General features: G+C 68.0%; 7 protein-coding genes and 1 pseudogene. 7 read left to right on the forward strand and 1 reads right to left on the reverse strand.

Annotated features, from left to right (window positions below; all coding sequences use genetic code 11):
* Positions 1-65: 65 nt before the first annotated feature.
* The 7 genes and pseudogenes from ABZ827_RS10485 to gatB all read left to right on the forward strand — a co-directional run bounded on the left by ABZ827_RS10485 (position 66) and on the right by gatB (position 10,228).
* Entirely contained in the window at positions 66-1,550 is a 1,485-nt protein-coding gene (locus ABZ827_RS10485; RefSeq protein ID WP_357235540.1) for a histidine kinase, read from the forward strand.
* Positions 1,551-1,585: 35 nt separating this feature from the next.
* On the forward strand, positions 1,586-2,275 hold the full coding sequence (locus ABZ827_RS10490) for a response regulator transcription factor (protein WP_357235543.1): 690 nt from the start codon (positions 1,586-1,588) through the stop codon (positions 2,273-2,275).
* Positions 2,276-2,342: 67 nt separating this feature from the next.
* Positions 2,343-3,170: pseudogene (locus tag ABZ827_RS10495) on the forward strand (serine/threonine-protein kinase); the annotation flags it as partial.
* Between the two features lie 1,636 nt (positions 3,171-4,806).
* Complete coding sequence (locus ABZ827_RS10500; protein WP_357235546.1) at positions 4,807-5,721, forward strand: hypothetical protein; 915 nt, start codon at positions 4,807-4,809, stop codon at positions 5,719-5,721.
* A gap of 91 nt (positions 5,722-5,812) precedes the next feature.
* Entirely contained in the window at positions 5,813-6,847 is a 1,035-nt protein-coding gene (locus ABZ827_RS10505) for an ATP-dependent 6-phosphofructokinase (protein WP_357235548.1), read from the forward strand.
* Positions 6,848-7,292: 445 nt separating this feature from the next.
* The gene (locus ABZ827_RS10510; RefSeq protein ID WP_357235551.1) at positions 7,293-8,675 is read left to right on the forward strand and encodes an alpha/beta fold hydrolase; all 1,383 of its coding nucleotides are present in this window, start codon (positions 7,293-7,295) and stop codon (positions 8,673-8,675) included.
* 44 nt (positions 8,676-8,719) lie between these two features.
* Complete coding sequence (gene gatB / locus ABZ827_RS10515; RefSeq protein ID WP_357235554.1) at positions 8,720-10,228, forward strand: Asp-tRNA(Asn)/Glu-tRNA(Gln) amidotransferase subunit GatB; 1,509 nt, start codon at positions 8,720-8,722, stop codon at positions 10,226-10,228.
* A gap of 58 nt (positions 10,229-10,286) precedes the next feature.
* Here gatB and ABZ827_RS10520 read toward each other — a convergent pair whose 3' ends face one another.
* Positions 10,287-11,909, reverse strand: coding sequence for a Na+/H+ antiporter NhaC family protein (locus ABZ827_RS10520; protein ID WP_357235557.1), 1,623 nt, complete (start codon positions 11,907-11,909; stop codon positions 10,287-10,289).
* Between the last annotated feature and the right edge of the window lie 323 nt (positions 11,910-12,232).

The following is a 12,232-nucleotide window of genomic DNA, read 5'->3' on the forward strand; positions in this document are numbered from 1 at the left end:
AGTGGGAGCGCGGGCCCGGCCGTGGGAGGATGCCGGGCCGGTACCCGGCTGATTACCCTGGGTATATGCCCGAGAGCCATCTCACATCCGGCGCCGCGGTGGATGACCACACGCGGGGGGAACCCGGTGCCGGCTCGGGGCCCGGGGCATCGGCCACGGTGGGCGCGGTGCCGACCGGGAACGGCTCCGTGGCCGCCTACCGGCGGCAAGCTGCGCCCGGTGGCGGGTTGTCACGGGTGTGGCGACCGGCAGGGGAATGGGTCGCGCGCCGCACACCGCGGATAACGCTGCACCCCCTGCGGGAACTCCCGTTCGACTATCCGCCCAAGGTCGTGCTGTCCGCCGATCTGGCGCTGCTGGTCCTGGGAGTGGTGTCCTGCCTGCAGCGCCACGAGTACTTCCCGACGGTGCTGCCACTGCTGGCGCTGGTGCTCCTGTTCGTCTCGGTACCGTCCTACATTCTGTTCGGGATCGTGCCCAAACCGCTGGCGCTGAGCGCCACGACGATGGCAGCCACGGCCCTGTTTCTCGCTCAGCCGGTGGACGCCGATTTCGCGCCGTTCGTACTGATGGTGGTGACCGCTGAGATTGCGGCGATAGCCCCGAAACGAGTGAGTATCCCGCTGGCGCTGCTCGCGGCCGCCGAACTGGTGGCTTTCGCCGTCCTGCTCCAGGTGCTGTGGCAGAACGACGTGCTGCGCACCGGCGTCCCGATGTACGCACTGGGGATTCTGCTGGGCTGGCTGGTCGGGGTGATGTTGCAGTATCAGCGCCTGTTCCTCTATCAGGAACGCGAGAACCAGAACGCCCGGGCCGCGCAGGCCGCGACCACCGAGCGCAACCGGATCGCCCGCGAAGTGCACGATGTGATCGCCCATTCGCTCACGGTGACGCTGCTACATGTCACCGCCGCCCGGCACGCGCTGACAACCGATCGCGATGTGGACGAGGCCGTGGATGCCCTGGCCGACGCCGAACGCCTGGGTCGCCAGGCCATGGCCGATATCCGGCGCACGGTGGGCCTGCTGGATTCGGGCCCGGCCGCGGCCGGGCCGGAGCCGGGCGCCGACGATATCCCCACCCTGATCGACGACTTCGTCAACGCGGGGCTGAGCGTGCGCCGGCGGGTCACCGGTGATCCGGCCCGGGTTTCCGCGGCGGTCGGTCTCGCGCTGTACCGGATCTGCCAGGAATCGCTGGCCAATATCGCCAAACACGCACCGGGCGCGGAGGTGGAGTTCGCTATGGAAGTGGGGGCACGCTCGGTGATCGTGCGGGTCCGCAACACCTTGCCCGCCGGGGCGGCTCCGCGGGCGGGGCACGGTACCGGTGTCGCGGGGATGCGGCAGCGGGCGGAAGGCCTCGGCGGCCGGATCCATGTCGGACCCGAGGCCGGTGGGTGGATCGTGCGCGCCGAGTTCCCGCTGCACGACCGGCCGGCGGATACGAACGGCCCCGTCGCCCGGGCCGACAGCGGACTTTGCCCGCTGTCGAACTTGATCGCGGATACGCACCCCCGGCGCCCCGGCCCGCGATATGACGCCGGATGATCGTGGATCCGGCCGCCGAAGCACAGGAGCAGACGATGACCAGGGCTGATAGCGACCCCGACACCCTCGAGGTCCTGATCGTCGACGATCAGGAACTGGTGCGCGGCGGGCTGCGCCGCATCCTGCGCCGCCGCGACGGGTTCCGGATCAGCGAATGCGCCGACGGTGACGAGGTCGTGGCCGCCGTCGCGGCGCAGACCCCGGATATCGTGCTCATGGATCTGCGGATGAAACGTGTCGGCGGGATCGACGCCACCCGGCTGCTGCGGGCCCGCGCCGACGAACCCCCGGTACTGGTCCTCACCACCTTCGACGACGACCAGTTGCTGTCCGGTGCCCTGCGCGCCGGCGCGGCCGGATTCCTGCTGAAGGATTCGCCCGCCGAGGATCTGATCCGGGCCGTTCGCACCGTCGCGGCGGGCGGCGCCTGGCTCGATCCCGGCGTCACCGGCCGAGTCCTGTCGACCTACCGCACCTCGGCCGCGGCCGCCCCTGTCGCGCCGCCCACCGGCGGTGATCTGACCAGCCGTGAATACGAGGTTCTGGCGTTGATCGGCCGCGGCCGGGCCAACAGTGAGATAGCCCACGCCCTCGGAATCTCGGAGGTCACCGTGAAATCCCATGTGGGCCATATCTTCGGCAAACTGGGACTGCGGGACCGCGCGGCGGCGATCGTGTACGCGTTTGACCACGGTGTGGTTTCCCCGGGACAATCCGAGGTTTGACGGGCAGCCCGGCCGCCATTCCGCGATCGGGTCGATACGGCGCCCGCGACGTGGAGAGGATGAACGGGTGCAGGCGCCAGGTTCCGAGGTCGGTAGGCGGTTCGGTCCCTACGAACTGCGCTCTTTGCTGGGCAAAGGCGGTATGGGCGAGGTCTACGAGGCCTACGACACCGTCAAGGACAGGGTGGTCGCGCTCAAACTGCTCGCCGGCGATCTGGTCGGCGATCCGGAATATCAGATCCGGTTCCGTCGCGAATCGCAGGCCGCGGCCCGGCTGGCCGAACCGCATATCATCCCCATCCACGACTGGGGCGTTATCGAGGGCCGCCTGTTCATCGATATGCGGCTGGTGCCCGGGACCGATCTGCGGTCGATCCTGCGGACCGGTGGGCCGCTGAGCCCGCAACGCGCGGTCGCCGTGATCGAGCAGATCGCCGCCGCCCTGGACGCCGCCCATGCCGACGGGCTGGTGCACCGCGATGTGAAACCCGCGAACATCCTGGTCACCGACGCCGATTTCGCCTATCTCGCCGATTTCGGTATCGCCCATCACGAGGGTGATACCGGGGTGACGCAGGCCGGTGTCGCCGTGGGGTCCTACACGTATATGGCGCCGGAGCGGTTCGATCGCGCACCGGTCACCCCCCGGGCCGATATCTACTCACTGGCGTGCGTGCTGCACGAATGCCTCACCGGCGCCGAGCCGTTCGAGGCGACGAGTATCGGCATGCTGATCCGCGCGCATCTCGCCGATCCGCCGCCCCGGGCAAGCGTTCAGCGAACCGGGTTACCGGCCGCGTTCGACGATGTGATCGCATGCGGTATGGCCAAGGATCCGCACGAGCGTTTCGTTACCGCAGGAGCACTCGCCGTTGCCGCCCGTGACGCGTTGAACTCACCGGCGCATCCGCCGCGGCAGCCGGGAGCCGAACCCGCGCCCCCGTCCGGCGAATTCCCCGCAACCCCGGTGTCTCCCATCGACTCGTCGCCGCCGACCGGTGGTATACCCACCCTCGTGGTCCGGATGCCGCAGCGCGACGACGACGGGTCGATGGATCAAACCACCATGTTGCCCGCGATCATCCCCGGTGACCCCACTTCGGTCCGCGCGACCGAATTCCAGTTCACCCCACTCACATCCGACGAGCCGCCACACACATCCGACGAGCCGCCCGCCTCCGCGGCGACCGGTATCCGTCCGTTCCCCGACGCCCACCTGTTCCAGAGCGAGCAGCTACACCCGGAAGCGGACCCCGCGCAGCACCCGGACTCGGCGCCCGCGACCGGTGGTATGCCGGTCGCCGATTTCTACCCGCCCGATCAGACGACCCGTATCTACGGGCAGGGTCTCGGTTACTCCGCGCCGGATGCCGGGGAATCCACCCGTGTCTTCCAGACGCGGGAACCGGACCCGGCGCCCACCGAGAACGCCGGCGAGGAAACCACCCGCGCATACGGTCCGGACGATCGCGCCTACCGGCCGGGTGAGCACGGGTACCGAGCGGACGAGTACGGCTACGGTGCGGATCGGTACGGCTACGGCCCCGACCGGCAGGGGTACGACTCGGACGAGCAGGGATCCGACGCGGACCCGCAAGGACCCGGTGCGGGCGGGCACGGCTATCCGCCGGACGAGGATGCCCGGCCGTCCAGCGGCGCCTGGTGGACAGCCGAGAGGACGGACGGATACGAGGACCCGCAACCCTCTCCATCGGCACACCCCGGCCCCGGCGGCCTGTTCGGCTACGGCGGCTCTGGTTCGGGTCCCGATTCGGCCGATCCGCCGCACGACTCGTACGCCGCCGCTTACCAGGCCGGCTACCGCGACAGCTACGTCGCGAACGCGTCTCGGTCCGATGCGCCGGAGAACGAGGACCGGCGGTCCCGGCTCGTCCCGATAATGGCCGGCGCCGGTGTTTTCCTGCTCGTCGTGCTGGCCGCGGTGCTGGGTTTCCAGTTTCTCGGCTCCGGCGAGGAATCGTCACCCAGCGCCGCCGATTCCACCGGCGCCGCCGCCACCACCACCGCCGCGGCACGGACCAGCACCTCGTCCACGACTACCTCGCCCACCGCCACATCGTCCGCGACCACGACCGCGCCGGCCCGATTGCCGGCGGGTGCGCAACGCTGCTCGGCCACGTCGAATCCGAGCGGCCCGTACGGTTCGGCCGCTGTCGGTACCTCGGTGACCAGCTGCGAATTCGCCGAAGCGGTCCGGCAGGCGTATCTGGATCCCGGAGTGGTCTCGGCCGAGGGCGACCCGGTGTCCGTCGAGGCCACCAGCCCGGTGACCGGCCAGGCCTACACCTTGGAATGCGTCGCCGAGAACGATCTGGTCACCTGCAGCGGCGGTAACAACGCTGTCGTCTATCTGTACTGACCGGCTCGCGGCGCGGGCTGTACCGGGCCGCCGGCGCGGGCCGGCACTGCGCACAGTTCGCGGGCCGATCCCGGCCGGGCTAAGGTCGCCGATGGAGTACGGTCTTTCGACCGGGTAGGAACCAGCGGGACTGTGGGAGATCGCGAACGTCATGCGCAGAGTTGTGTCGACCGAGACGAAACGGGAACTCTCCCCGGCCCGGCGCTTGGTCGCCCTGCTCGGCTGCCTCGCTGTCGCGGCCGTTGTCGCCGCGTGCGGATCGGATACCCAACCGCGTACGGTTTCCACCTCGGTAACCCCGGCCGCGGCGGCCGGCGCGCCGGGCGGGGAGGTGTCGATCACCATCCCCGGGACGCTGGCCGCGGACTTCGCCGAATTGGAACGGTCGGAGAAGGGCCCACTCGGATTGGCGATCATGCCGGTCGGCGGGGAGAGATCCGTCGGGCTAGGTAAATTGACCACCGGCCCGGCCTGGTCGACGATGAAGGTTCCGCTGGTCGTCGCCGCCGAACGCAAGAACCCGGGTGGGCAGAGCTACGCCACGTCGGCCGCGATCACCGCCTCGGACAATTCCGCCGCCGACAGCCTCTGGTCGGGGCTCGGTTCCCCGCGTGAGGCGGCGCTGTCGGTGCAGGCGGTGCTGCGCGAGGGCGGTGACAATGCGACCGTTGTCCAGGAGAAACGCAGCCGGTCGGAGTACTCCTCGTTCGGCCAGTCCGATTGGTCGCTCGCCGATCAGGTACGTTTCGCTTCCAAGCTGCCCTGTCTGCCCGGTTCGGAACGGGCGGTCGAGCTCATGGGGTCGGTGAGCGCGAACCAGCAGTGGGGTCTGGGTTCGGTTTTCGGCACGGCCCAATTCAAGGGCGGCTGGGGCCCGAACCCGGACGGCGCGTATCTGGTGCGCCAGTTCGGGCTGGTCCCGGTCGCCGGCGGCACGATCGCGGTCGCGATTGCGGCACAACCGGATTCGGGTACTTTCGCCGACGGTATGGATCTTCTCGACAAGATGGCCGGCCTCATCTCGCGGCATCTGGGCGAATTCACCGGCGGTTCCTGCCCGGCGTGATACCGGCTTGCGGCACGGCCGCGCCCGGCGTTACCCGACATTCACGGGGCCGAAGCGGCGCGGAGGGCCGGAAGCGGGCAAGATGGGCGCCATGCGCATCGGAATCCTGACCGGCGGTGGGGACTGTCCGGGACTGAACGCGGTGATCCGTGCCGTGGTCCGCACCGCGAACGGCCGCTACGGCGACGCCGTCGTGGGCTTCGAGGACGGCTGGCGCGGGTTACTCGAGGACCGCAAGATCCGCATCCAGAACGACGACCGCACCGATCGCCTGCTCGCCAAGGGCGGCACGATGCTGGGTACCGCCCGCACCAACCCGGATGTGCTGCGCGAAGGCCTGGGCCGGATCCGGCAGACCCTCGACGACAACGGGATCGAAGCGCTCATCCCGATCGGCGGGGAAGGCACCCTGACGGCCGCGAGCTGGCTGTCCGAGGAAGGTGTCCCGGTCGTCGGCGTTCCGAAAACCATCGACAACGATATCGATTGCACCGATGTGACCTTCGGTCACGATACCGCGCTGTCCATTGCCACCGAGGCCATCGACCGGTTGCACACCACCGCGGAATCCCATCAGCGGGTGATGCTCATCGAGGTGATGGGCCGGCACGCAGGCTGGATCGCGGTCCACGCCGGGATGGCGGCGGGGGCGCACCTGACCCTGGTCCCGGAACAGCCGTTCGATGTGACCGAGGTCTGCGCACTGATCAAAAGCCGTTTCCAGCGCGGCGACAAACATTTCATCTGTGTGGTCGCCGAAGGCGCGCATCCCGCCCCCGATTCCGGGTTCACGTTGCGGGAAGGCGGTGTCGACGAATTCGGGCACGAGCGATTCACCGGCGTCGCCCAGCAGCTCGGCCTGGAGATCGAACGCCGGATCGGCAAAGAGGTCCGCACCACCGTGCTCGGGCACGTCCAGCGCGGCGGCAGCCCGTCCCCGTACGACCGGGTCCTGGCGACCCGCTTCGGCCTGCACGCCGCCGAAGCCGTCCACGCCGGCCACTTCGGTCAAATGGTGGCACTGCGCGGCACCGAGATCGGGCTCGTCCCCCTACACGAGGCAACCAAACAACTGAAACGGGTCCCCCTCGACCGCTACCAGGAAGCACAGGCCTTCTTCGGCTGACCGCCCATCCCACTACTCCGCCCGCCGGCCCACCCAGTACGAGAACGACTCTGCCGCACGCAACCTTGCCCCGTTTGTACATCCGTATGTGGACCTCTCCGGGTGGGGCCCGCCCGGTTCTGGAGCGACGGAGCGGGGGAGCGAAGCGGAGGAGCGCAGGAGTGAAGAACCGGGTCAACAGGGCCCCACCCTCGAGCCGCGGAGCGGCTCCAATAAACACAGCGCGCCCTTTCACGGAACGTCTACCTCCCCGCCTCTTCACGGAAGGTCTACCTCCCGCCCCTCCACGGAAGGCTGCCCCGAGACCGGAGTCAACAGTGCCCCGACCCACGTCGTCGAAGCGGCACCCCGGATTCGGGCTCGGTCGAAAGGATCCCGGCAATAGGACCCCGACCCGCGCCGCCGAAGACAGCGCCGAAGATGCAGCGGCGGATACAGTCGCACCATGCGCCATCGCAGGGGAGCGTTGCCGGTAGCTGTTGTGTGGTTGCTCGTCTCGATGCTCGTCGGCTGTGCGGACCAGTCGGTCGACGATCGGGTGGGCGGCCAGTGGCACGGGGCCATCGATGTGCCCGGGGCGCCCGTGCGAGTCGGGGTGGAATTCACCGGACGGTACAGCGGTGTCATCGATATTCCCGCACAGCAGCTGAACCGGATTCCGCTGAGCGATGTGGTGGCCGAACCCGATCAGGTGGAGTTCGATGTTCCGGATGTCCCCGGCGACGCCCGGTTCGCCGGCCGGCTGGACGAGTCCGCCGGCGCCATCGTCGGGGATTTCAGTCAGGCCGGTCAGACCTTCGGACTCACCCTGAACCGGCAGCAGGTCCCGCCACCCGCTCGCCCCCAGGAACCGAAACAGCCGTATCCGTATATCGCCGAGGATGTTTCGTACCGGAACGGTGATCTCACGATCGCGGGCACACTCACCCGACCCGATACCACCGCCCCGGTGCCCGCTGTCGTACTCGTCACCGGCAGTGGTCCGCAGGACCGCAACGAGGAGATCGCCGGGCACCGTCCGTTCCTGCTACTCGCCGATACCCTCACCCGCGCTGGATACGCGGTACTGCGCACCGACGACCGCGGAGTGGGCGGTACCGGCGGCAACCTGAACCAATCGAATTACGCCGATCTGTCCGCCGATATCGAGGCCGGTCTCCGCTATCTGCGCGGCCGCCCCGAAATCGACCCGGCGCGGATCGGCCTGCTGGGGCACAGCGAGGGCGGGTTCCTCGCCCCACTGGTCGCCTCCCGGCCCGAGAACGAGATCGCGTTCGTGATCGCGATGGCCGGGCCCGCGATCACGGGCACCGATATCGTCCTCGACCAGAGCACCCGGGGTTTCACCATGGCCGGTGCGACGCCGGAGCAGGTCGACGCCCACCGCGCCTTCCTCACCGATTGGACCGCCGCGCTGCGCGCCGGCCGGCTCACCAAAGCCGATCGGTTAGCGGAAACCTACAACCGTTCACTACCCGCCGATCTGCGTGCTGTCAGTGAGCCGCTGACCACCCAGAACACCCCGTATATGGCCGCGCTGGTCTCCTACGATCCGGCGCCGGCGCTGGCGGCGCTCCGGATGCCCGTGCTGGCGTTCTTCGGGTCGAAGGACGCCCAGGTGGTCGCGGAGCAGAACGTGGACCCGATGCGGGCACTGCTCGCGGAGAAGCCGGACCGGACAGTCCGGGTGTTCGACGGACTGAACCATCTCATGCAGCCCGCCTACACCGGCCTGCCCAGCGAATACGAATCCATCGAGACCACCATCGACCCGATGGTTCTCGATACCGTCACCGGTTGGGCAGGTGAACGGTTTCCGGCCACCTGAGGTGACCGCCGGGCCGGTACACCTGCACGCTTAGACTGTGGTCCATGAGCGCACCCACCGTCGAACTCATGGATTACGCCGATGTCGTGACCCGGTACGAGCCGGTGCTGGGCATGGAGGTCCATGTCGAGCTGTCCACCGCGACCAAGATGTTCTGCGGTTGCCCGACCACATTCGGTGCCGACCCCAACACCCAGGTCTGCCCGGTCTGCCTGGGGCTGCCCGGATCGCTTCCGGTGGTCAACCAGCAGGCGGTCGAGTCGGCGGTGCGGATCGGGCTGGCCCTCAACTGTTCCATCACCCCGTGGGGCCGGTTCGCGCGCAAGAACTACTTCTACCCCGATCAGCCGAAGAACTACCAGATCAGCCAGTACGACGAGCCCATCGCCACCGGCGGCTACCTGGAGGTTCCGCTCGACGACGGCACCACCTTCCGGGTCGAGATCGAACGCGCCCATATGGAGGAGGACACCGGAAAATCGGTGCATGTCGGCGGTGCCACCGGCCGGATCCACGGCGCCAGCCATTCGCTGCTCGATTACAACCGGGCCGGGGTGCCGCTGATCGAGATCGTCACCAAACCGATCACAGGTGCCGGTGACCGGGCGCCGGAGGTGGCGCGCGCGTATGTGACGGCCCTGCGGGATCTGCTGAAATCGCTGAATGTATCCGATGTCCGGATGGAACACGGTTCGCTGCGCTGCGATGCCAACGTTTCGCTCATGCCGGTCGGCGCGGATGTTTTCGGCACCCGCACCGAAACCAAGAACGTGAACTCGCTCAAGAGTGTCGAGGTCGCCGTCCGGTTCGAAATGCGCCGCCAGGCAGCGGTTCTCGCGACCGGCGGGGAGATCATCCAGGAGACCCGCCACTTCCACGAGTCGGACGGCTCCACCTCGCCGGGCCGCCGCAAGGAAACCGCCGAGGACTACCGGTATTTCCCCGAACCGGATCTGGAACCGGTCGCCCCCGCGGCGGACTGGGTGGACGAACTGCGCGGCACCATCCCCGAGTACCCGTGGCTGCGGCGCGGGCGTATCCAATCGGATTGGGGTGTATCCGACGAGGTCATGCGCGATCTGGTGAACGCGGGCGCCCTGGACCTCATCATCGCCACGGTCGACGCGGGCGCCCCGTCCAAGGAAGCCCGCTCCTGGTGGGTCGCCTACCTCACGGAGAAGGCGAATGAACGCGGTGTCGCGCTCGAGGACCTGCCGATCACTCCGGCCCAGGTGGCCGAGGTGATCGCCCTGGTCGAGGCCAAAACGGTGAACAACAAGGTCGCCAAGCAGGTCGTCGACCTGGTGCTGGACGGCGGAGGCGATCCGGGCGCGATCGTCGAGAGCAAGGGCCTGGGCATGGTGAGCGATGACAGCGCGCTGCAGGCCGAGGTGGACAAGGCGTTGGCCGCCAACCCGGATATCGCCGACAAGATCCGTTCGGGCAAGGTCCAGGCCGCGGGCAAGATCGTCGGGGATGTCATGAAGGCCACCCGCGGCCAGGCCGACGCTGCCCGGGTCCGGGAACTGGTACTGGCCGCCTGCGGCGCCTGATCGACGTCGCAGGCGGCCGGCGCGGGTTGGGCCGCTGTTCAGTTTTCCGGTAGAGCCTTCACAGAACAGCGAAGGCAATGCCGGTGGATGTCAGGGCGGCGAGCCCGGCCGCGCCCAGGGCGAGGGGCAGCTGGGTTCGCACGTGGTCCATGACATCGCCACCGCAGGCAAGGGCGGACATGATCGTCGTATCCGAGATCGGGGAGCACTGGTCGCCGAATACCGCGCCGCCGACGACAGCCCCGAAGCACAGGTGCATGAAGGTCGGGCTGGAGTCGATGGCGTAGGCGAGCGGCATCGCGATCGGGAAGACGACCGCGAAGGTGCCCCAGGACGATCCGATCGAGAACGCCACAGCCATGCAGATCGCCATGAGGATGGCGGGCAACAGCGGGTCCACCACAAGGTGCGAGGTGGTTTCGACAATGTAGTTCGCGGTGCCGAGCTGTTTGGACACGAATCCGAGCGTGACCGCCAAGGCCAGGACCAGCGCACCGACGGTGACACCCTTGCAGCCGTCCACGAAACCGTCGATGGCCTCACCGAGCGGGAGTCCCTTGACCAGTGCCAGCACAATCGCGACGATCACTGCCAGGCCGAACCCCTGCGCGATCAGTACCTCGCCGGTCAGAACGTAGGAGCCGATCACGACGGCGAGCAGGACGCCCATGGGCAGCGCGAAATCGATCACGCCGGGCGAGTAGTCCTTCGGCAGCTTCAGGGTGACCAGCTCGTCGGAGGTGATCGGTTTCGCGGTCGGCGCATTCAGCTGTCCGGTGGTGCGCGCCCGGTGCATCGCCTTCCTCATGGCACCGCCGACCCAGGGCAGCTTTCCCCAGGCGAACAGCAGTGTCGCCAGGAGCGCGAAGATCGCGTAGAAGTTGAACGGGATCGAGCTCATGAAGAACGCGACGCCGTCGTCCTCGGTGAGGAAAAGCGGCGTGGTCCCCACGACCAAGCCTCCGACGTACAGCGGCCAGGCATTGAACGGAAGTACGGTCGCGACCGGGGAAGCGGTGGAGTCGACGATATAGGTCAGCTCTTCTTTCGACACCTTGTGCTTATCGGTGAGCGGGCGCACGGTGGTGCCGGCGAGGATCGTCGAAATCGTGCCGCCCTGGTGGAACAGCACTCCCACCAGCCATCCGAAGATCCGGGCGCTGACCGGTCCGCGGACCAGCGTGCGACCCGCCAGTTCGGCGAATGCCTGGGCGCCGCCGGTGCGGGTCCACAGGCCGATCAGTCCGCCCAGCGCCCACAGGTAGACGAGCAGGATCGTCGCGAACGAGACGGTGCCCAGCGCCGGGAGCATGAAACCGTCGACGACGTTGTACTCCGCGCTGACGACGCCGCCGGTGATGACGCCCAGGAACAGGGCGGCGACCACGTTCTTGGTGGCGAAGACCACTGCCAGTGTGACCAGCGCGGGCAGCACACTGAACACGCCCACGTGCTCGCCTTCGCCGGGAACTCGTCCGGGAGAGAGGAATCCGAGCGCGATCAAACCGATCGCCAAGGCTACCACCCCGAGGATCGTGCGTGAGTTGCCCATCCGGGAGGTATCGAAGAGTTTCTTCGGGCCGGTGGGTGCGGCGGGGGTATTCGCGGCGCCTGTGGGCGGACCGGAATCGCGGCTGGGTTTTCCGACTTCGGGTGTTGCACTTGTTTTGATCGTGGACATGGCGACCTTCCGATGAGACCCGGAGGCGCTCGCGCTCCGGGATGCGCGCCGTATTCGAACGGACCGGCGTGCGGTCCGTATAGGTGTTGACGTTCGAGCGCTGTCCCGCGGGGCATGGTGTGTAAGCGTCGATTCGGCTCGGTACCGATCGAGGTTTGCGGCGGTGCCGTCGCGGTGGTGTGACGGAGCTCTGGTTGCGCGACGCTGTCGGTCCTTCCCGTGATTAATGCGCCGCTATATAACGGTACGATACTTTGGGGGTATGAGTGGGGCCTGCTATTGGTCTTCTCATTCACGGGAAGTGTTGTTGTGCTTGATGTTTA

Source organism: Nocardia sp. NPDC019395 (assembly GCF_040632335.1).
Lineage (GTDB): Bacteria > Actinomycetota > Actinomycetes > Mycobacteriales > Mycobacteriaceae > Nocardia.